Annotated in this window: 17 protein-coding genes; 12 read left to right on the forward strand and 5 right to left on the reverse strand. The window is 74.9% G+C overall.

From position 1 onward, the window contains the following. Positions 1-141 precede the first annotated feature (141 nt). The 7 genes from GXP71_RS19090 to GXP71_RS19120 all read left to right on the forward strand — a co-directional run bounded on the left by GXP71_RS19090 (position 142) and on the right by GXP71_RS19120 (position 7,230). Positions 142-1,467 carry an ABC transporter substrate-binding protein gene (locus GXP71_RS19090; RefSeq protein ID WP_162353968.1) on the forward strand — a complete coding sequence of 442 codons (1,326 nt, stop codon included), beginning with the start codon at positions 142-144 and terminating at the stop codon, positions 1,465-1,467. A 121-nt stretch (positions 1,468-1,588) separates the two neighbouring features. Next, positions 1,589-2,554: a carbohydrate ABC transporter permease gene (locus GXP71_RS19095; protein ID WP_162353969.1), complete on the forward strand. Its 966-nt coding sequence runs from the start codon at positions 1,589-1,591 to the stop codon at positions 2,552-2,554. Next, positions 2,551-3,450 (forward strand): carbohydrate ABC transporter permease, encoded by a 900-nt coding sequence (locus tag GXP71_RS19100; RefSeq protein ID WP_370520952.1) that lies wholly within the window; start codon positions 2,551-2,553, stop codon positions 3,448-3,450. Before GXP71_RS19095 ends, GXP71_RS19100 begins: the two co-directional genes overlap by 4 nt. Positions 3,451-3,481: 31 nt before the next feature. Then, positions 3,482-4,513, forward strand: coding sequence for a LacI family DNA-binding transcriptional regulator (locus GXP71_RS19105; RefSeq protein WP_162353970.1), 1,032 nt, complete (start codon positions 3,482-3,484; stop codon positions 4,511-4,513). Positions 4,514-4,643: 130 nt separating this feature from the next. Further along, positions 4,644-5,231 (forward strand): DUF4203 domain-containing protein, encoded by a 588-nt coding sequence (locus tag GXP71_RS19110; RefSeq protein ID WP_162353971.1) that lies wholly within the window; start codon positions 4,644-4,646, stop codon positions 5,229-5,231. A gap of 96 nt (positions 5,232-5,327) precedes the next feature. Next, on the forward strand, positions 5,328-6,281 hold the full coding sequence (locus GXP71_RS19115; RefSeq protein ID WP_162353972.1) for a 5'-3' exonuclease: 954 nt from the start codon (positions 5,328-5,330) through the stop codon (positions 6,279-6,281). Between the two features lie 307 nt (positions 6,282-6,588). Beyond that, the gene (locus GXP71_RS19120; protein ID WP_202924291.1) at positions 6,589-7,230 is read left to right on the forward strand and encodes a DoxX family membrane protein; all 642 of its coding nucleotides are present in this window, start codon (positions 6,589-6,591) and stop codon (positions 7,228-7,230) included. 88 nt (positions 7,231-7,318) lie between these two features. On the opposite strand, the gene GXP71_RS19125 is transcribed toward GXP71_RS19120, so the two are convergent. Beyond that, positions 7,319-7,840, reverse strand: a complete 522-nt coding sequence (locus GXP71_RS19125) for a hypothetical protein (RefSeq protein ID WP_162353973.1) — start codon at positions 7,838-7,840, stop codon at positions 7,319-7,321. Between the two features lie 80 nt (positions 7,841-7,920). On the opposite strand from GXP71_RS19125, the gene GXP71_RS19130 reads away from it, so the two are divergent. Further along, positions 7,921-8,547, forward strand: a complete 627-nt coding sequence (locus GXP71_RS19130; protein ID WP_162353974.1) for a ribonuclease H — start codon at positions 7,921-7,923, stop codon at positions 8,545-8,547. A 118-nt stretch (positions 8,548-8,665) separates the two neighbouring features. Here the strand turns inward: GXP71_RS19130 and GXP71_RS19135 are convergent, their stop codons facing one another. From GXP71_RS19135 to GXP71_RS19150, 4 genes are all read right to left on the reverse strand, one after another. Beyond that, positions 8,666-9,172 (reverse strand): DUF3806 domain-containing protein, encoded by a 507-nt coding sequence (locus GXP71_RS19135; RefSeq protein ID WP_162353975.1) that lies wholly within the window; start codon positions 9,170-9,172, stop codon positions 8,666-8,668. A gap of 200 nt (positions 9,173-9,372) precedes the next feature. Beyond that, on the reverse strand, positions 9,373-13,524 hold the full coding sequence (locus GXP71_RS20585) for a S8 family serine peptidase (RefSeq protein WP_162353976.1): 4,152 nt from the start codon (positions 13,522-13,524) through the stop codon (positions 9,373-9,375). A 201-nt stretch (positions 13,525-13,725) separates the two neighbouring features. Further along, entirely contained in the window at positions 13,726-14,316 is a 591-nt protein-coding gene (locus GXP71_RS19145; protein WP_162353977.1) for a protein-L-isoaspartate O-methyltransferase, read from the reverse strand. A gap of 76 nt (positions 14,317-14,392) precedes the next feature. Next, positions 14,393-14,998 (reverse strand): hypothetical protein, encoded by a 606-nt coding sequence (locus GXP71_RS19150; RefSeq protein ID WP_162353978.1) that lies wholly within the window; start codon positions 14,996-14,998, stop codon positions 14,393-14,395. Positions 14,999-15,458: 460 nt separating this feature from the next. On the opposite strand from GXP71_RS19150, the gene GXP71_RS19155 reads away from it, so the two are divergent. From GXP71_RS19155 to GXP71_RS19170, 4 genes are all read left to right on the forward strand, one after another. After that, positions 15,459-16,688, forward strand: a complete 1,230-nt coding sequence (locus GXP71_RS19155; RefSeq protein WP_162353979.1) for a D-alanyl-D-alanine carboxypeptidase family protein — start codon at positions 15,459-15,461, stop codon at positions 16,686-16,688. Positions 16,689-16,800: 112 nt separating this feature from the next. Next, on the forward strand, positions 16,801-17,982 hold the full coding sequence (locus GXP71_RS19160) for an AAA family ATPase (RefSeq protein WP_162353980.1): 1,182 nt from the start codon (positions 16,801-16,803) through the stop codon (positions 17,980-17,982). Between the two features lie 112 nt (positions 17,983-18,094). Further along, positions 18,095-18,532 (forward strand): OsmC family protein, encoded by a 438-nt coding sequence (locus GXP71_RS19165; RefSeq protein ID WP_162353981.1) that lies wholly within the window; start codon positions 18,095-18,097, stop codon positions 18,530-18,532. 75 nt (positions 18,533-18,607) lie between these two features. Further along, positions 18,608-21,568 carry an FAD-binding and (Fe-S)-binding domain-containing protein gene (locus tag GXP71_RS19170; RefSeq protein ID WP_162353982.1) on the forward strand — a complete coding sequence of 987 codons (2,961 nt, stop codon included), beginning with the start codon at positions 18,608-18,610 and terminating at the stop codon, positions 21,566-21,568. Positions 21,569-21,573 lie beyond the last annotated feature (5 nt).

A 21,573-nucleotide genomic window follows, 5' to 3' on the forward strand; every position in this document is an offset into this window, starting at 1 on the left:
TCACAACGGGTAGGTAACACCAGGGTGACGGCAGTTGACAAGTCTCCGGAGCGTCGTTCACTGTGAACGCGCACAGGCTCGGCGTCACCGACGACGCCCGTCCGTCGCGAGGCAGCGGCGGACCCTTGACGAGGAGGTCACATGCGCCTGCACACAGGTATCCGGGTCGCTGCCGCCGTGGCCGCGACCGCGCTGCTCGCGACCGCCTGCTCCAGCGGCAGCGGCGACGGCGGCGACGACACGGCGGACGGCTCGGGCGGGAAGGTCGAGCTGACCTTCTGGACCTGGGCGCCCGGCATGGAGGAGGCGGTGGCCGTCTGGAACGAGGCCAACCCCGACATCCAGGTCACCGTCAACAAGCAGGACGGCGGTGACCCCGCCGTCACCAAGCTGCTCACCGCGATCCAGGCCGGCTCGGGCGCGCCCGACCTGTTCCAGACCGAGTACCAGAAGATCCCGACGCTGGTCTCGGAGGACGCGCTCGCCGACATCGCCGACGTGCTGCCCGACGGCACCGCGGAGCGCTTCGCCGAGGGCACGTGGCAGTCCGTCACGCTCGGCAGCGACGCGGTCTACGGCGTCCCGCAGGACTCCGGGCCGATGCAGTTCTACTACCGCGAGGACGTCTTCCAGCAGTACGGGCTCTCCGTCCCGACGACGTGGGAGCAGTACGCGCAGGTCGCCGAGCAGCTGCACACCGCCGACCCGTCGAAGTACCTCGGCACGTTCTCCGCGAACGACGCCGGCTGGTTCACGGGCCTCACGCAGCAGGCCGGCGCGTCGTGGTGGGGCATCGACGGCGACGCCTGGAGCGTCGACATCGAGTCCGCGCCCGTCCAGAAGGTCGCCGAGTACTGGGGCGGCCTCGTCGAGAAGGGCGTCATCGACAACAAGCCGATGTACACCCCCGAGTGGAACGCCGCGCTCAACGACGGGTCGCAGGTCGGCTGGCTCTCCGCGATCTGGGCGCCCGGCGTCCTGCAGGGCAACGCCCCCGACACCGCGGGCAAGTGGAAGATGGCGCCCATGCCGCAGTGGGAGGAGGGCGACGACGCCACGGGCAACTGGGGCGGGTCCGCCACCTCCGTGACGTCGCAGTCGACGCACAAGGCCGAGGCCGCGAAGTTCATCGCGTGGCTCAACGCGAGCCAGGAGGGCGTGAACCTCCTCGTCTCCGAGGGCGGCCTGTACCCGGCCGACATCCCGAGCCAGGCCGAGGCGCTCTCGAGCCCGCCGGAGTTCTTCTCCAACCAGGCCGACTTCTACACGCTGGCCGCCGAGACGGCGAAGGGCGTGCAGCCGTTCACCTACGGCCCCAACGTCAACGTCGCGTACTCCGCGTACAACGACGAGTTCGGCAAGGCCGCCGAGGCCAAGCAGGCGTCGCTGTTCCTCGACGCCGTCACGGCCATGCAGGCCACCACGGTCGACGACCTGGAGAACCAGGGCTTCACCGTCGCGGAGTGACGCGCGCGGCCGCCCGGCACCCCTCCCGCCGGGCGGCCGCCCGTGGCCCTCACCGGCGCCCGTGCGCCACCGCCACCCCGCGACGACCGTCGCGCCCGCGCGTCCCGGAAGGACACCCCACGTGACCACCCTCGCCCCGCCCCGCGCGGCCGCGACGAGCGGACCGACCCGGCGCCGCGGGTCCCGCCGCCGCGGCGCGGCGCCGTACGCCTTCCTCGCGCCGGCGCTCACGCTCTTCACGCTGTTCCTCGCGCTGCCGATCGGCTACGCCGTCTACCTCAGCTTCCGCACCGAGATCGTCCAGGGCCTCGGCCTCGGCTCGGGCGCGCGCCAGGAGGTGTGGGCCGGCTTCGCCAACTACACGCGCGCGCTCCAGGACCCCGAGTTCGTCGCCTCGGTGGGCCGCGTCGCCGTCTACGGCCTGCTGCTCGTGCCGACGATGCTCGGCCTCGCGCTCCTGTTCGCGCTGCTGCTCGACTCGCGCCGCACGCGCGCCACGGGCTTCTCGCGCATCTCGATCTTCCTGCCCTACGCGGTGCCTGCCGTCATCGCGTCGCTGCTGTGGGGCTTCCTCTACCTGCCGCGCGTCAGCCCCTTCTACTACGTGTTCGACCAGCTCGGCTGGGACGTCCCCGAGGTCATGTCGTCCGGGCTCGTCGTGTTCGCGATCGCGAACATCGGCCTGTGGGGCGGCGTCGGCTTCAACATGATCATCATCTACACCGCGCTCAAGTCGATCCCGACCGAGCTCTACGAGGCCGCCCGCCTCGACGGCGCGTCCGAGCTCATGGTCGCGCTGCGGATCAAGATCCCGATCGTCATGCCGTCGCTCGTCCTGACGTTCCTGTTCTCGATGATCGCGACGCTCCAGGTGTTCGCCGAGCCCATGACGCTGCGGCCGCTGAGCAACACCATCTCCACGACGTGGAGCCCGCTGATGAAGGTCTACCGCGACGCGTTCACCCGCGGCGACATCTACGCGGCGTCGGCCACGTCGGTCGTGATCGCGCTCGCGACGTTCGCGTTCTCCTACCTGTTCCTGCGCCTCGTCCAGGACGGCCGCGCCTTCTCCCAGGAGTCGAAGTGACGACGACGACCACCTTGCACCGCGCGACGGCCGCGGCATCGGTGCCCGCCCTGCGGCCCGAGCGGACGGCCCGCCCGTCCGTCTTCGGCACGGTCGTGCTGCTGGTCGGCGCGCTCTACTGCCTCATGCCCGTCGCGTGGGTGCTCGTCGCGTCGTCGAAGTCGGCCGGCGAGCTCTTCTCGACGTTCACGTTCCTGCCGTCGACCCACCTGCTCGACAACATCGGCGAGCTCTCCGCGTACCGCGGCGGCCTGTACTGGCGCTGGATGGCGAACACCGCGCTCTACGCGGGCGTCGGCGCCGCCGTGTCCGTGCTCGTCTCGTCGATGGCCGGCTACGCGCTCGCGAAGTACCGGTTCGCGGGCAAGACGCTCGTCTTCAACCTCATCCTCGCCGGCGTCCTCGTCCCGGGCGTCGTGCTCGCGGTGCCGCAGTACCTGCTGCTCGCCGAGGTCGGCCTCACCAACACCTACTGGTCGGTGCTGCTGCCGAGCCTCATCAGCCCGTACGGCATCTACCTGTGCCGCATCTACGCCGGGGCGTCCGTGCCCGACGAGCTGCTCGAGGCCGCGCGCACCGACGGCGCGAGCGAGTGGCGCACGTTCTCGCGCATCGCCGTGCCGCTCATGGGGCCCGGGCTGGTGACGGTGTTCCTGTTCCAGTTCGTCGGCATCTGGAACAACTTCATGCTGCCGTACATCATGCTCGGCAACGACCGGCTCTACCCGATCACCGTCGGCCTCAACGGTCTGCTCAACCAGGGTGCGTCGCAGCCCGCGATGTACACGTCCGTCATCACCGGCGCGCTGCTGTCGATCGTCCCGCTCGCCCTGCTGTTCCTCACGCTGCAGCGGTACTGGAAGGTCGACCTCGCCGCCGGCTCGGTCAAGGCCTGACGACGTGGCCCGACGCATAGAGTTCCGTCCGATGGACACGACGACCGACGCCGCCGCGCCCGCCCCGCGCCGACGCCCCACGATCCGCGACGTCGCGGCGGCCGCCGGCGTGTCCCGCGGGACCGTGTCCCGCGTCATCAACGGCGGGCACTGGGTCTCGCCCGAGGCGCTCGCCGCCGTCGAGGAGGCCATCCGCACGACCGGCTACTCGATGAACCAGCACGCGCGGTCGCTCGTCACCGGGCGCTCCAACTCCGTGGCGTTCCTGCTCACCGAGCCGCAGCACCTGCTGTTCGAGGACCCGACCTTCTCGATCCTGCTGCGCGGCGCCGCGCAGGCGCTCGCGGGCCGGTCGATGCCGCTGCTGCTCATGGTGGCCGGCACGCCCGAGGAGCAGAGCCAGGTGCTGTCCTACGTCGGCGCCGGGCACGTCGACGGCGTGCTGCTCATCTCGTCGCACGCGGGCAGCCCGGTCCTCGCCGAGCTCGTCCGCCAGGGCATCCCCACCATCGCGTGCGGCATCCCGCTCGGGTTCGAGGGTCAGCTCGGGTACGTCGCGGCCGACGACCTCGGCGGTGGCCGGCGCATGACGCGGCACCTGCTCGACCAGGGCCGGTCCCGCGTCGCGACCATCACGGGCCCGCTCGACACCCCCGGCGGGAAGATGCGGCTCGAGGGGTACCGCGCCGAGCTCGGCGACGCGTTCGACGAGAGCCTCGTCGCGCACGGCGACTACTCGCGCGAGAGCGGCGCCGCGGCGATGCGCGAGCTGCTGTCGCGGCGTCCGGACCTCGACGCCGTGTTCGTCGCGTCCGACCTCATGGCCGCCGGGGCGATCCAGGTGCTGCGCGAGTCCGGCCGGTCCGTCCCCGGCGACGTGGCCGTCGGCGGGTTCGACGACTCCGGCCTCGCCACGACCCTGGACCCGCCGCTCACGACCATGCGCCAGCCGTTCGAGCGCATCGCGACCGAGATGGTGCGGCTGCTCCTCGAGGTCGTCGAGGGTGAGGCGCCCGCCGCGATCACCCTGCCGACGTCGCTCGTCGTCCGCGCGAGCGCCTGACCCGCCGCGACCGCGACCTCCGCCGACCTCGGTGGCGGGCAGCGCACGAGCGTCCCCTCGTCTCACCCGCGCAGGAGGGTGCGCCGCCGGCGTCGCTCGCTAGCCTGGGCTCGACGCGAGGGGGTGCGCGATGGGCACAGGACTGGTCGTCCTGGCGGTCGGGGTGCTGCTCTGCTTCTTCGGGATCCGGTCCGTGAACCTGGCGCTGCTCGCGTCCGGGTTCGGGCTCGGCTACTTCGTGGCCGACGCGACCGGTGCGTCGACGGGCACCGCCCTGCTCGTCGCGGCCAGCGTCGCAGTCGTGCTGTGGCTCGTCGTGTCGCTCGTCTTCCGGTTCGCGACGTTCGTCGTCGGCCTGGCCGCGGGGGCCGTCATCGGCGCCAAGCTGTGGTCCGCGCTCGGGTCGTCCGGAACCAGCGTCGTGCTCGGCGGCGTCCTGGTCCTGTCCGTCGCGATCGCGTCCGCGACGCTCGCCGAGAAGTACCACCGCCGCGCGCTCCTGTGGCTCACGGTGCTCGCGGGCGCGAGCCTCACGCTGAGCGGTCTCGCGTTGCTGTGGCCGTCCGTCCTCGGGCTGCTGCGCCACCCCGACGAGGGGGCCGAGCAGGTGCTCATGGTCGTGGCGTGGGTCGCGCTCGCTGCCGCCGGCTGGGTCGTCCAGCGTCGCCTCTTCCGCAAGCAGCTGGGCCTGCCGCCCCGCACCCCGGTCCCGGCCTGACGACCGTCCCGTCGCCGCGCCCGGTGTGGAGGGTCTGTCGCGCCCGACGCGACGCACCTTCCACACCGCGTCGGTGACCGCCGGTAGCGTCCGAGCATGACGAACGGACGGCTGCTGCTGCTCGACTCCGCCTCGCTGTACTTCCGCGCGTTCTTCGGCGTGCCCGACTCGGTGAAGGCGCCCGACGGCACGCCCGTGAACGCGGTGCGCGGGCTGCTCGACATGATCGCCCGCTTGGTCCACGACCGGCGGCCGACGCGGCTCGTCGCGTGCTGGGACGACGACTGGCGGCCGGCGTTCCGCGTCGAGGCGATCCCGTCCTACAAGGCGCACCGCGTGGCGCAGCCCGTGCCCGGCGGCGCGGACGTCGAGGAGGTGCCGGACCTGCTCACGCCGCAGGTCCCGGTCATCGTCGAGGTGCTCGAGGCGTTCGGCATCGCGCGCGTCGGCGCACCAGGCTTCGAGGCCGACGACGTCATCGGCACGCTCGTCGCGCGCGAGAAGGCGCGACCCGCCGCCGAGCGGTCCGCGGTCGACGTCGTCACGGGGGACCGCGACCTTTTCCAGCTCGTCGACGACGACGCGCACGTGCGCGTCCTCTACACCGTGCGCGGGATCAAGGACCTCGAGGTCGTCGACGCGGCCCGGCTCGCCGAGCGGTACTCCGTGGCGTCCGGCCAGGCGTACGCCGACATGGCGGTCCTGCGCGGCGACCCGAGCGACGGCCTGCCGGGCGTCCCTGGGATCGGGGAGAAGACGGCTGCCGCGCTCGTGCACCGGTACGGCTCGCTCGAGGGGATCCTCGCGGCGCGCGACGCGGGCGACGCCGGGCTCACCGCGACGCAGCGGCGGCGGCTCACCGAGGCCGCGGACTACCTGGCCGTCGCGCCGCGGGTCGTGCAGGTCGCGCCCGACGCGCCCGTCGGCGACGTGCCCGACGCGCTCCCGAGGGTCGCGGCGGACCCCGAGCGCCTCGTCGCGCTCGCCGAGCGGTGGGGGCTCGCGTCGAGCGTCAAGCGGGTGGTCGACGCGCTGGCGTCGGCGGACTGAGCCCGGCCGCAAGGACGGGGCGGGGCCCCGCGGGCGCGTGCACTGCGGGCGGGACGCGACTTCGCGGGCGGGTGCCGTCGGGGGAACGGGGTTCCGCGGGCGCGTGCCCGCAGGGGCCCGGTCGTGCCGCGGTCGGCTGGTCCGGCGTCCTGGTCGCTCGTCCGGGTGATTGGTGAAACCGGGCGTATCAGACATCGGGAGGGAGCCCTCCTGCTGGGTCGTGAGCTACCGACCGGTAGCGACAGGACCCCGCCGGAGACCGCCGGCACCCCACGGCCCGACGCGGCCCGCCCGGAAAGGCACCACCATGACCTCGACCACCACCAGCCGCACCGCGCGGCCGACGACGACGTCGATCCCCGACAACACGCTCGCCGGCACGCCCGGCACGCCCGGCACGCCCGGCACGCCCGGCACGCCCGGCACGTCCGGCACGGCGCTGCCGACCACGACCCGACCGCGCGCCGCCGGCCGCCCCGCACGCACGCGTGCGCTCGTCGACGACGCGGTCGCCGCCCTGGCCCGGGGGCTCGCGCGGCACTCGGTCACCGCGCTGCGGATCGCGCTCGGCCTCGTCTTCCTCGGCTTCGGCGTGCTCAAGTTCTTCCCCGGCGTCAGCCCTGCCGCCGACCTCGCGCAGCGCACGATCGGCGAGCTCACGCTCGGGCTCGTCGGGCCGACCGCGGCGCTGCTGCTGACCGCCGTCCTCGAGACCCTCATCGGCCTCACGCTCGTCACCGGGCGCTTCCTGCGGACCGGGCTCGTCCTGCTCGCGGGCGCGCTCGTCGGCATCATGTCGCCGCTCGTCCTGTTCTTCGACGAGCTGTTCCCCGCCGGCGGCCCGACGATCGTCGCGCAGTACGTCCTCAAGGACGTCGTGCTCGCCGCAGCGGGCGCCGTGATCGCCGCGGTCGCGCTCGGCGCACGGCTCCGGCTCCCCGGCGAGTGACCGCTCGGCGCCGAGCGACCCTCGGCGCCGCCACACCCTCCGGCGTGGGGTGACCCCCCGGCACCGGAGGATCAGCGGGGCGCGACCCTCAGCCCCGCACCCACAGGTTCGGACCCGCCTCGTGCCAGCCGTCGTCGGCCGCCGGGGCGGGTCCGCCCTCCGCGGCGAGCCACACGTCGCCCGACGCGAGCTGCGCACCCACGACCGACCGGACGCAGCCGAGCGTCGCCAGATCGCCCGACGGCACGGTCAGCACGCACAGGTCGCCCGACGCGCTGATCGCCGCGAAGTGCCGCCCGCTGTCGGTCTCCGCGAGGAACCGGGTCGACGCGGGCTCGACGGCCAGCGAGCCGATCTCGGCGCGGTCGACGACGTCGTCGGCACCCTGCGCGGTCGCGAGGACCGGGAGCAGCGTGCGGGCGTCGACGTGCTCGACCACCGGGCCGCGGGCGTTGTCGCGCGCCCACACGAAGCCCGCACCGACGACGCCCGCAGCCGCGAGCAGCGCCAGCACGGTCAGGACCGCCGGGTGACGTCGCCGCGCGACGCCCACCGACCGAAAACCACCGAACGCCTCACCGAAGAGGTCGACGTCGTCGATCGTCGTCATGCCAGTTCATCGGCGCGCCGCGCGCCCGACCTGAGCGACGTGCACCGTTCGGCCCTGCGGGCACGGCAGAATCGACGCTCGTGATCACGGTCAGCACGGACGGCTCCTGCCTGCGCAACCCCGGCGGCGCGATCGGCTGGGCGTGGGCGAACCACGACGGCACGCACGCGAGCGGTGGCGCCGCGTCCGGCACCAACCAGATCGCCGAGCTCACCGCGGTCCTCGAGGCCATCCACGCGCACCCCGGCGACGAGCCGCTGCGGATCGAGGCGGACTCGCAGTACGCGATCAAGTGCTCGTCGGAGTGGGTGCACGGCTGGAAGCGCAAGGGCTGGCGGACGGCCGGCGGCGGTCCGGTGCAGAACCTCGCGCTGATCCAGGCCATCGACCGCGCCATCGCCGAGCGCCCCGGGCCCGTCGCGTTCGCGTGGGTCCGCGGGCACCGCGGTGACCGGTTCAACGAGCGTGCCGACGAGCTCGCGGGGATCGCGGCGCGGGAGGCGCGCGAGGGGCGTGCCTCGTCCGCCCAGTCGTCGGTCCCGGCGAACGCGGTCGGGGGTGCCGGCCGCGCGCAGGAGCCGACGCTCGCGTCGGCGGCTCTGCCGGAGCCTGCTCGGACGACGTCGCCCACCGCCGCGCGCACCGCGCCCGCGACGCCCGCCCCTGAGCGGTCGGACCCTGCGGTCGTGGTCGACACGCTGTTCTGACGGCTGACGGCTGACGGCTGACGGCTGACGGCTGACGGCTGACTCACGCCTGCGGACGCCGGCGCGGTGACTCGCGGAGAGCGAGGGCAGACGCAGGGCGCGCGCCGGACGGCGACCGTCAGGCCGGCGGAGCGTCCGTCCCGGCCGGGGTCCCGGCCTCGGGCTGACCCGCCGCGAGCGTGGCGAGCGCGGTGCCGGCGGAGCGGTGCACGGTCGCGACGAACCATCGTTCGGGCGCGGCGCCCCACTCGTCGCCGACGGCCGCGATCGGGAACAGCAGCAGCCCGCCCGTCGGGTGCGTGAGGACGAGCTGCGTGCCCGACCCGTCGCTGTGCGACGCCCACGCGAGCCCCGGGACGCGCTGGAGCAGCAGGTCGCCGAGCGCGACGCCGAACGCGTTGACGAGCGGCTCCGGGTCAGGACGGTCGCCGGTCGCGCGCCACGTCGCCTGGACGCGGTCGAACAGGTCGCCCACGGCCTGCGCGTCGAACGTGCCGTCGCACAGCTCCTCGACGAGGGCGCGCTGCTGCGCGGTCCACACGAGCTCGGCGGCGTTGAGAGGCGCGAGGACCGGCTCGGCGTCCACGTGCTCGGCCCCGGCGGGTCCGTGCGGCGTGGGCACCACGGAGCCGTCCGTGGGCCTGGGCGTGCGACGGAACAGCGGCATACGGTCCTGATCGACGCGTCCGGGGCAGGACTTGACGGACGACGAGGGCGGGTCCCCCGACCGGACGACGTGCGTCGTGCCGGTCGGAGGACCCGCCCTCGTGAGGAGAAGCCCAGGTCAGGGCCTCGGTCGGGACCGCGCGGGCGGTCCCGACCGGGTCAGGACCGCGTCACCGTGATGGCGTGCGTGGTGACGGTGGGGAGGTACCCCTTGTCGCCCGCGTACAGGGCGGTGACGTAGCCGCCGACCTTCACGGCGGGCAGCGTCACCGTCGCGGCGCCGTCCTTCAGCTGGGCGACGGCCACGGTGCGCAGGTTGTACAGCACGGTGACCTTGCCGGTCGGGGCCGGGGCGCCCGCAGCGCCCGAGACCGTCACGGTGACGGCCGGCTTCGCGCCCGCCGGGACGGTCCACGAGCCGGTCGAGAGCGTCGCCTTCGCGAGCGCCGGGGTCACGCGGTAGGACCGCTGCGACTTCGACGACGAGACGTCCGCGCTGCCCGTGTAGACCGCGGTCAGCTGGTGCGTGCCCACGGTCAGGTCCTGCGGCAGGGCGATCGTCGCCGTCCCGACGAGGTTCGTGACGGCCAGCGTGCCCGCCCCCAGGACCTTGGTGCCCTCGCGGATCTCGACGGTGCCCGCGGGCGCCGCCGTCTGACCCGTCACGGTGACCGTCGCGGTGACCGCGGCGCCGTACGGGCCGGAGTTGCGCGACAGCGTGACCGCCGTGGACGACCCGGACTTCTTGAGGTCGACCGTGACGACCGCGGACGTCGACGACGCGTACAGCGCGCTGTCCGGCGTGAACACCGCCGTGAGCGCGTGCGAGCCGGCACCGAGACGGACCTTCGCGGTGGCCGTGCCGCCGCTCACGGCCGCCGAGGCGACCTCCGTCTCACCGTCGAGGAACCGCACCGTGCCCGTGGCCTCGGCCGGGGCGACGGTCGCCGTGAGCGTGAGCTCCTGGCCGGCCTTCGACGCACCGCTCGCCTTGAGCGTCGTGGTCGTGGCCGTCGGCTCCGGCACCGTGACGTCGACGACCTGCGCGCGAGCGGCCGGGTCGGCGTTGAGGTGGTGCAGGACGAGCAGCCGGCCGGACGTGGTGTCGGCGGACCGGTGCACCGGGATCTGCGTGCCGTCGTCACCGAGCGACGAGAACGAGCCCGCGATGTCCGGCTCGAACCAGAACGGCGGGTCGAACGGGTCGATCGTGAACGGGTCAGCCTCGTCGATGACCGGCGGCGCGACCGCGTAGTCCGGCGAGTACGTCCACGCCCGGACGCTCGGCGTCGCGCCGGGCGCGAGGCCGAGCCCGGCGATGTCCACCGGGGCGACGAGGACGTTGCTGTCGAAGACGCCGGCCTCGACGTCGCCGAAGAACCCGTTGACCGGCCACTGCGAGACGAGCTCGTCCGTGGCGAAGTCGTAGGTGTTGGCGAGCGTGATGTCGGTGTCCGGCAGCTTCTGCACGGCCGTCTGGAAGTCGACCTGGCCGTCGCCGTCCACGTCGATGTCGAAGATCGGCAGCCACGCGAGGCCCAGCGAGGACCACTCGCCGTCGGTCGCGAGGCCGAGTCCGATCACACCCTCCACGGCGGGGTCGCCGCCGGCCGCGGCCACCTGCGGCGCGTTCGACGCCCAGCCGACGTACCGGATGTCACCGGCGGCCAGCGTCGACTCCGAGGTGACGAAGCCGTCGGGCGTGGCCTCGCGACGTGCGTCGGTGGCACCGAGCACGAGCGGCGTCGTGAGCGAGTACCAACCGCCCTCCGCGACGCCGCGGCCCGCGAGCGTGAGCGGTGCGGTGGTGGCGGCGGGGTCGGCGAACGCGACCGGGGCCGCGGTCAGCTCGCTGACGAGGCGCGGCGCGGCCTGGACGGGCACGCGCAGCTCCTGCGCGCCCGACGTGAGCACGAGCCGGCCCGAGACCTCGGAGACGTACTCGCGCGGGACGCCGGCGGTGACGGCCTCGGACGTCGGGTCGAGGTCGCGGCTGAGCGTCGACGGGTCGGCCGTGAGCGTCAGGGTGACGATCGCGGAGCCGCCGGCCGGCAGCGTGAACGACGCGGGCGACGCGGTGATGGACGCGTCCCCGGTGGTCGTCGACGTGGTCACCGACGTGCTGTAGCGGGCGCTCGCCGTGCCGAGGTTCTTCACGGTGACCGTCTTCTTCTGGACGACGGGCTGCGCACCGACCTCGACGACACCGAAGGACACCGAGGTCTGCTTCGGGTCCTGCGTGTTGTACGCGACCACGTTCGTGTTGACGGCCTGCAGCGCGTCGACGCGGCCCGAGCCCACGCGGCGCGGCCCGTAGGCGTCGCCCGTGCGGTTCTGACCGGTCCACACGTCGTGCGTCGCGGTGTTGACGACGGCGGCCTTGACCTGCGTCGCGTCCCAGCTCGGGTGCGCGCTGCGGACCAGGGCGGCGATGCCGGCGACGTGCGGCGACGCCATCGACGTGCCGGACAGCGACTGCGGCTCGTTGCCCGTGCCGGACGCCGCCGAGAAGATCAGCGTGCCGGGCGCGGCGACGTCGGGCTTGGCGTGCCCGAGCGAGCCGTGCTCGCCGCGCGACGAGCCCGGGTTGAGCGCGTCGCCCGCGAGGTCGGCGACGACCGCGCCGGCGAGCGACGGGCCGATGTGGACCGTGAGCGTGCCGGCCTGGATCTCCGGCAGCAGCGCGTCGGTCGTGGAAGCCGTCATCTGCGCGCCGGGGATCGTGGCGGTGCCGGAGATCCCGGCGGAGAAGACGGTCTGCTCGGTGGGCAGCAGGACGCCCACGGCGCCGGCGGCGGCCGCGTTGGTGAACCGCGCGACGGAGCCGCAGCGGCGGGTCGCGTCGTCGTCGTCCCACCAGAGGTAGGCGATCTTGCCGGCGACGGTCGCGGCCTGGGCGGCGGTGAACGCCGTGCAGCCGTCGAACGTCGCGCCGACGTAGGCGACCGGGGCGGTCACGTCGGGGCCGGCGTACGCGATCGAGTTCTGGCCGGAGTGCAGGCCCACGAGCGCGGGGTTCGCGGCCGCCGTGACGTCGATGCCGTCGTACGTCTGCGGGGCGCCGACGGAGTTGGCGACGGTCAGCGCGCCCGCGGCGTTGCCGGGCGAGCCGCCGATGTCGGTGATGTCGCCCGAGTTGCCCGCGGAGTTGACGACGACCGTGCCGAGCGCGACGAGCGCGTCGACGAGCATCGTGTCGGGGTCGTCGGCGGGGGCGCCGTCGGCGCCGAGCGACAGGTTGACGACGTCGAGCCGGTCGCCGAAGTCGCCGTCGGCGTTCGGGTCGGCCGCGCGGTCGAGCGCGAGACCGGTGAGCTCGGTCGAGCCGCCGATGTCGCCGAAGACCTTGAACGCGTACAGCCCGGCCTCGGGCGCGGTGCCCGGGCCGACCTGCCAGTCGGCGACCGACGTCAGCGACGTGTAGTCGCCCTCGAACGTGGTGCCGTCGGGCAGGACGCCGTAGCCGGCGGCGGTGCCGGCGACGTGCGTGCCGTGACCGACGTTGTCCGACAGGTAGGTCGCGTCGATCGGGTTGTCGTCCGGCGAGGGGACGGGCGTCGAGCCGGGGAGCGGGTCGGTGCTGGGGTCGTACAGCGGCCCGGCGAAGTCGTACCCGCCGAGGAACTTCTCGGGGTCGAACAGGCCGGCGGGCACCGGCTGCGTGCCGTCCTCGCCGTACGCCTCCTCGTACGCCGCGACCGTGCCGGGGCCGCCGAAGTCGGCGTGCGTGTAGTCGAGGCCCGTGTCGATGACGCCCACGCGGACGCCCTCGCCGGTCTGGCCGGTGCTCTGCCACGTCGCGAGCGCACGCGTGAACTCGACCTGGTGGCTGTTGTCGGCGGTCTTGCGGGCGACGCGGTAGACCGCCACGACGTCGGGGCTCTCCGCGAGCGCGCGGACCTCGGCGGCGTCACCGGTGACGAGCGTCCCCGCGACGAGGTTGGTCAGGGTGGCGATGCGCTGCGGCTCGGCGGCCTTGGCGGAGCGGGCGGTCTGCTCCTGCGGGACGACGTCCTCGGCGAGGTCCTCGGTGACCTCGGCCTGGGCGCGGACCTGCGCGGGCGTGCCGCCGTCGGCGACGACGTCGGCGCCGGACTTCGCGTCGAGCTGGACGAACGCGGTGACGCGGCCGGTCGCGTCCTGGAGGTCCCGCGAGACGCGGGCGGCGGCGCGGGGGTCGAGCCTGCCGGGGTCGGCGGCGCTGGGGGTGTCCGGGGGCGGTGCCGCGGTGGCGGGCTGCGCGCCGAGGACGGCGGTTCCGAGGGTGACGGACAGGGCGGTGAGCCCGGCGAGCAACGGACGACGTGACATGTGCACATCCCTGACTGGTGAGGACCGGCGTGCACCCGGACGAGGAGCCGCTTCCTGGCTCGCGCACCCGGGTGCCTCGTGCACGTTACTGACGAGTCACGACATTCGTCACCCCCGTGCACGGTCGTCTTTTTCGTCGGGGTCCCGTCGGAGTCGGACGCGCGTCCCGACGCCGGTGGGCGACCGTCGCCGCGACCTGCGTCAGCGCAGCGGCACGAACGTGTAGGAGCCGTGCGTCGTGACCAGCACGCGCTCGTCGACGCGCCGCACGAGGTGCATGGTCGAGCGGACGGGGATGACCATGCGGCCGCCCTCGGCGACCTGGTCGACGAGCGCCTCGGGGAGCGCGCGGGGAGCCGCGGACACGAGCACGCGGTCCCAGCCGCCGTCGACGGGGCGTCCGAGGACGTGCGGGTCGGCGCGCTCGACGGTGACCCACGGCATCCCGCAGGCGTCGACGTTGCCACGGCCCCAGTCGGCGAGCTGCGGGTCGAGCTCGAGGCCGAGCACCGTGCCGCCGGGGCCGACGAGTCGGCCCAGCAGCGCGGTCGTCCAGCCGGACCCGCTGCCGACGTCGAGCACGCGCGCGCCGACCGGGACCTGGAGGAGCCGCAGCATCGCGGCGACCGTCGACGGCTGCGAGCTCGTCTGGCCGTGCCAGAGGGGGAGCGGGTGGTCCTCACCGGCCCTGTGCCGCTGCTCGTCGGGGAGGAAGTGCTCGCGCGCGAGGGCGCGCATCGCGTCCGCGACGTCGGCCGCGCGCTCGGGGTCGGGGCCGGTGGTGGCGCCCATCGTCCGAGCCTACGGCGGCGGGCGCTCGCGCGTCGGGGCCGTCAGCAGGGCGCCGGTGCGTCGCGCGCGGGTGTCGCTAGCAGGACGAGGCGGCGGCTGCGGCCGTGCGTGCGGGGGCCTCGACGAGCGACGGGAGCGCGGGCGGCGCGGCCTCGGCGGCGGCTGCCGCGGCGAGGGCGTCGACGGCGGGCGCGACGACGGGCAGCGCGCCGGTCACGAGCAGCGGCAGGGCGCCGGTGGTCGTGGCGACGACGGGCAGCGGCCCGGTGGTCGTGGCGACGACGGCGGTGGCGCCGGTCGCGACGAGCGGGAGGGCGCCGGTCGTGGTGGCGACGACGGGCAGCGCGTCGGTGCTCGTGACGACGGGCAGCGCGCCGGTCGTGGTGGGGACGGACGGGCTCGTGCGGGCGACGTCGGCGGCGGCGCGCGACGGGACGAAGCCGGGCTTGCGGCCGGGGCGGCCGGGGGTGCGGCGCTCCTCGATGCCCTCGAGGGTGGTCGCACGCCAGACCGCGCCGCCGTTGAGGCGGCCGTCGGGGGCGGGCAGCCACGGCACCTTGCGGGACAGCCAGACGCGGATCGTGGAGTGCTCGACGCCGAGCCGTGCGGCCAGCCGGCTGATGTCGTAGAGGTCGTCGAGCCCGCGCGGGGCGGGGGTCGTCGAGAGGTCGTCGGCTGGCACGCTCCGCAGCGTAGCGGTCGCTCCCCGGAGGACTTGTGTCGCGCTTGCGTGACGAATCGCACAGCGGCCGAACGGGTGTGTCCGGAGTGTCCGAAGCGACGTTCGGCGAGCCCCTGACCAGCGGGAACGCGCTTGCTGCAGGACTTCCTGTGAATTCTGTGACGGAGACGTGACGGGATCACCACATGATCTACGTCTCAAGTGTCCGGGGCGACCGTCCGACTCACTTAACGTGAAGCGCGTGAGTGACAGATTGCCGATCCCGGCGCGTCGGTCGCGGGGAGGCAGACATGTCGCCCCGCGCACTGCCGCGACCCCCGTCGTCCCCTCCGGTCCCCGGGACGACCGCACCGCTGCCCGGACCGACCACACCCCCGTCGTCACCGGCCCGACACCGCGCACGTCCGCCGACGCCGGCGCGACCGTGCGCCCGTCCGTCGACACCGGCACGGCTGTCGGCGTGCCCGCCGGCACCGGCACGACCGTGCGCGTGTCGGCCGACACCGGCGCGACCCGCGCGGTCCTGCACCGCGCCCCGCGCGCACGGGCGCACATCCTGCCCCGCGGCGGCAGCATGTCCGCGCGCGTCGCGCAGGGTGCCGTCGTCGCGGTGCTCGCGATCGGGCTCGGCGGCACGGTGACCGCCGCCGCGTCCGCCAAGGGCGAGGAGCAGCAGGCCGCCCTGACGGCGGAGGCGGACCAGGCGGTCGGCCAGGCGCACGCCGCCGCCCACGCCCGCGCCGTCGACCAGGCCGTCGGCCTCGCGGACGACGCGATCGAGGCGAGCACCGCCGCGCAGACCGAGGGGCAGCAGGCCGCCGTCGACACCGCGCGGCTCGCCGAGCTGCAGGCCGCGACCGCCCGTCTCGAAGCCCTCGTGGACGCGCTCCCGGAGGACGTCCGGCCCGAGCGCGAGCGCACGTCGCGCACGGCCGACCGCACGGACACCGAGGCGCCCGCCACGACCGACGAGGCCGCGGAGCCGACGCCCACCGCGAGCGACCCGGCCGCGCAGGCCACCCCGGACACCACCGCGAGCCCGACGCCCGCGGCGACCACCGAGGCGCCCGTCGAGCGGGCCGACGCGGACGACGCCAGCCCGGCGACCATCCGGGACGCCGCCGCCGAGGTGTCGGCGCTCACGGACGAGATCCGCACGACCGCCGAGGCGAACCGCACCGCGGCCGCCGCCGCGCAGGCCCAGGCCGACGCCGAGGCCGCCGCCCAGGCCGAGGCCGCACGCGTCGCCGCCGAGCAGGCCGCCCAGCGCGCCGCGTGGAAGCAGTCGCTCCTCGGCTACGCCAACGGCAAGATCCCCGCCGCCGCGCTCTGCGGCGTCTCGTGGGACTCCGCGGTGCAGCTGCGCTGCGACGCCGCCGAGGCGCTCGAGCAGCTCAACGCCGCCTACGTCGCGGCGTTCGGCACCAACATGAGCATCTCCGACTCGTACCGCTCGTATGCGGGCCAGGTCGCGTGCCGCCGGACCAAGGGCTGGCTCTGCGCGACGCCCGGCACGTCCAACCACGGCACGGGCGTCGCGATCGACTTCGGCGGCGGCATCGAGTCCTTCGGGACCAAGCAGTACGCCTGGATGAAGTCGAACGCCGACCAGTTCTCCTGGACGCACCCGTCCTGGGCCGAGCGGGGCAGCAGCAAGCCCGAGGCGTGGCACTGGGAGTACGTCGGCTGACGTCACCTCGCACGAGCACGGCACGACGGACGGCCCGGGCGCCTGGCGCACCCGGGCCGTCGTCGTGCCACCGTCCCGCCGCGGCGGCCCAGGTCGCCCTACGATCGGGCGCATGAGCACCTCGGCCGAACCTGGCCGCACGTGGCCGCTGGTCGGGCGGGCCGCGGAGCTCGACGACCTCGACGACCTGCTGGCCTCCGCCGCGGGCGGGCACGGTGCGACGGTGCTCGTCGAGGGCGAGGCCGGCATCGGCCGGACCGGTCTGGTCGACGCCCTCGGGTCGAGCGCACGGCTGCTCAGCCTCGGTCTGCGCACCGCGCGCGCGACCCCCGAGCGGCCCCAGCCGTACGCGCTGCTCTCCGACGCGCTCCTCGCGCACCCGCCCGGCGTCGCGCGCGGGCCGGTCGAGTCCGAGCTCGCCGACCTCATCGACGCGCTGCGGGCCGACGTGCGCCGCGCGACCGTCCGCGGGGTCGCGCTCGCGGAGGAGCGCCGTGCGCGGGCGGTCGAGCTCTTCGCGGCACTGCTGCGCCGCCGCGGTGACGGCGGGCCGTGGGTGCTCGTGCTGGAGGACGTGCACGACGCCGACGCCGCGTCGCTCGACGTGCTGCGCGCGCTCGCGCACGAGGGGGACGTCCCGGGTGCGCTCGTCGTCATGACGTTCCGCCCGGTGCCGGTGCGCACCGACCTCTCGCACGTCGTCGACGCGTGGGTCCGGGCCGGCGCCCGCCCGGTCGAGCTGCGCCCGCTCGGGCCCGCCGCGACCGTCGAGCTCGCGCAACGCCTCGTCGGCTGCTCCGTCGGGCCCGCGCTGCGCGGTGCGCTCGCGACGACGGGCGGCAACCCGCGGTTCGTCACCGACGTCGTGCGGACCGCCCGGTCCGCGGGCGCGCTCGAGGCACGCGACGGCGTCGTCGACGTGCACGGTGCAGCGTGGCTCGCCGCGCTGGACACGCTCGTCCGCACGCGGCTCGACTACCTCGACGACGACGTGCTCGACCTGCTCGCGCACGCGTCGGTGCTCGGCACGTCGTTCGTCGTGACGGACCTTGCGACGCTCGTGAGCCGCCCCGTCCCCGACTGCTGGCGGACCCTGCGCGTCGCGCTCGCCGCCGGGCTCGTGCACGCGCGCGCCGACCGGCTCGTCTTCCGGCACGACGTCGTGCGCGGTGCGCTGTACGCGGGCCTCGACGAGCCGCGCCGGCGCGCGGTCCACGCCCGGGCCGCGTGGGCGCTGCGCGAGGCGGGCGCGCCGACGCAGATCGTCGCCGGGCACCTCGAGCGCGCCCGCTGACCAGCGGCTCCGTCCCGCGCGTCGGGTGCGCGCGCGGTCCGTGGCCGGGGCTCCTAGCGTGGGACGCGGTGCGCCGGACCGGTGCACCGAGCCACGACACCGAGGAGACCGCATGCCCACGCGCACCGCACGCACCGCCTGGAACGGCACGCTCATGGAGGGCGGCGGCCAGGTCGAGCTGACGAGCTCGGGCGTCGGCACGTACGACGTCTCGTTCCCCAAGCGCGCCGCGGAGGACGCGGGCGGCACGACGAGCCCCGAGGAGCTCATCGCCGCCGCCCACTCGTCGTGCTTCGCGATGCAGCTGTCCGCGGTCATCGCCGAGGCCGGCGGCACACCCGTCGCGCTGCACGTGACGGCCGACGTGACGCTGCGGCCCGACCCGGCCGGCGGCTTCCGCATCAGCGGCATCCACCTGACGGTCCGCGGCGAGGTCGAGGGCCTCGACGCCGACGGCTTCGTGCGCGCCGCCGAGGCCGCCAAGACGGGCTGCCCGGTGAGCAAGGCGCTGACGGGCACCGAGATCACCCTGGACGCGGCGCTCGACTGACCGTCGGCCCCCGGCCCCGTCCCAGCCTGCGGGGCGGGGCGCGGGGTCCCGCGCACGCGGTGCGACACTGCACCCGTGACCGCCACGACCGACTCCGCCGTGCGTACCGACCACGTCGTGCACGCCCTGCGGTCCGCCCTGCGCGGCGACGTCGACGACTCGTCGCGCCGACGCGCGGAGTACTCGACCGACGCGTCGAACTACCGGGTGGTGCCGCAGGTCGTCGCGTTCCCGCGGGACGTGGACGACGTGCTCGCGGCCGCCGAGGTGTCCCGCACGCTGGGCGTCCCGCTGACGTCGCGCGGCGGCGGCACGTCGGTCGCGGGCAACTCGGTCGGCACGGGCATCGTGCTCGACTTCTCGCGGCACGTGAACCGGGTGCTCGAGATCGATCCCGAGGCGCGCACGGCCCGCGTCGAGCCGGGCGTGATCATGGCGACCGTGCAGAAGGCGGCGGCGCCGCACGGGCTGCGCTTCGGGCCGGACCCGTCGACGTGGACCCGCGCGACCCTCGGCGGGATGATCGGCAACAACGCGTGCGGCCCCCGCGCGGTCGCCTACGGACGGACCGCGGACAACGTGCTCGCGCTCGACGCGATCGACGGCGCCGGCCGCCGGTTCGAGGCGCGCAGCGGCGCCGGTGCCCTCGACGCGGTGCCCGGTCTCGACGCGCTCGTCCGGAGCAACCTCGACGTCATCCGCACCGAGCTCGGCCGGTTCGGCCGCCAGGTGTCGGGCTACTCGCTCGAGCACCTGCTCCCGGAGCGCGGGACGGACCTGGCGAAGGCCCTGGTCGGCACCGAGGGCACCGTGACGACGCTGCTCGGCGCGACCGTCCGCCTGGTCCCCGTCGCCGCGGCCCCCGTGCTCGTCGTGCTCGGCTACCCCGACATGCCGACCGCCGCCGACGCCGTCCCCGCGCTCCTCGCGCACGGACCGCTCGCGATCGAGGGCATGGACTCCCGGCTGGTCGACGTCGTGCGGCGCGTCAAGGGCGCGGCCGCCGTGCCGGACCTGCCCCCGGGCGGCGGCTGGCTCATGGTCGAGGTCGGCGGCGACACCCTCGACGAGGCCCTGGACCGGGCCCGCGCGCTCGCGGCCGACGCCGCCACCACCGCCGTGGGCCTGTTCCCGCCTGGACCCGAGGCCGTCGCGATGTGGCGGATCCGCGAGGACGGCGCGGGCCTCGGTGGCCGCACCCCGTCGGGCGAGCAGGCGTGGCCGGGCTTCGAGGACTCCGCGGTCCCGCCCGAGCGGCTCGGCGCGTACCTGCGCGAGCTCGAGGCGCTCATGGCGACGCACCAGGTCGACGGCCTCGCGTACGGGCACTTCGGCGACGGCTGCGTGCACCTGCGCCTCGACGTCCCGATGGAGCGCTCGGGCGACCCGTTGCGCGCGTTCATGACCGACGCCGCGCACCTCGTCGCGTCGCACGGCGGCTCGCTGTCGGGCGAGCACGGCGACGGCCGCGCGCGCTCGGAGCTGCTGCCCGTCATGTACTCGGAGCGCGCGATCGACCTGTTCGCCGCGTTCAAGGACCTGCTCGACCCGCGCGACCTGCTCAACCCCGGTGTGCTGGTCCGCCCGCGCCCGCTCGACGCGGACCTGCGCCGTCCCGCCGCGCGCTCGCTGCTCGCCGGTTCCGGCTTCTCGTTCGCGCACGACGCGGGCGACTTCACGACGGCCGTGCACCGCTGCGTCGGCGTGGGCAAGTGCCGGGCCGACGGCCGGGAGACGGGCTCGTTCATGTGCCCGTCGTACCTCGCGACGAAGGACGAGAAGGACTCCACCCGTGGCCGCGCGCGCGTGCTGCAGGAGATGGCGAACGGCGGCCTCGTCGACCGCGGCTGGACGTCGCCCGAGGTGCACGACGTCCTCGACCTCTGCCTGTCCTGCAAGGCGTGCTCGTCGGACTGCCCCGCGGGCGTCGACATGGCGCAGTACAAGTCCGAGGTGCTGCACCGCACGTACTCCGGTCGGCTGCGGCCCGTGCACCACTACGCGCTCGGCTGGCTACCCCGCTGGGCGCGGCTGATCACGGCCGTCCCCGGGGTGTCGGCGCTGGTCAACGCGGTCCTCGGCGTCCGTCCGGTGGCGAAGGCGGTGCTCGCCGCGGGCGGCATGGACACCCGCCGGAAGATGGTCACGTTCGCACGCACGCCCTTCCGGGCGTGGGCCCGGCACGGCGCGGGCGGTGCGGTCACGGTCACCTCGGGTGCGGGGTGGAAGGAGCGGTCCACGACGGACGGACAGCGCTCCGGTGCCGCGCCGCGCGACGACGGGTCCACGGCGGGGTCGGTCGCGGCGCAGACGCGCCCGCCGGTGCTGCTGTGGGTCGACTCGTTCAGCGACACGCTCTCGCCGTCCGTCGCGCACGCCGCCGTCAAGGTCCTGCGTGCCGCCGGCTACGAGGTGCTCGTGCCCGAGCACGACGCGTGCTGCGGCCTGACCTGGATCAGCACGGGCCAGCTCGACGGCGCCCGCAAGCAGCTCACGCACCTGCTCGAGGTCCTCGGCCCGTTCGCCGTCAACGGCGTGCCCATCGTCGGCCTCGAGCCGTCCTGCACCGCCGTCCTGCGCAGCGACCTGCGCGACCTGCTGCCCGACGACCCGCGCGCCGTGGCCGTCGCCCGCGAGACGCGCACCCTCGCCGAGCTCCTCACGGCCCCCGCACCGATCGGCCCCGGCGACCGGTGGACCGTGCCCGACCTGTCCGACGTCACCGCCGTCGTCCAGCCGCACTGCCACCACCACTCGGTCATGACGTGGACGCCCGACCGCCGGCTGCTCACCGACGCGGGCGCGCAGTTCTCGGCGCTCGCGGGCTGCTGCGGCCTCGCCGGGAACTTCGGCATGGAGAAGGGCCACTACGACGTGTCGGTGGCGGTCGCCGAGAACTCCCTGCTGCCGGCGCTGCGCGACGCCGCCCCCGGCGACGTCTACCTGGCCGACGGCTACTCGTGCCGCACCCAGGCCGACCAGCTCGCGGGCGTCCAGGGCCTCCACCTCGCGGAGCTGCTCGCGTCGCGCCTCTGACAGCG

Source organism: Cellulomonas sp. H30R-01 (assembly GCF_010119915.1).
GTDB classification, from domain to species: Bacteria; Actinomycetota; Actinomycetes; order Actinomycetales; family Cellulomonadaceae; genus Cellulomonas; species Cellulomonas algicola.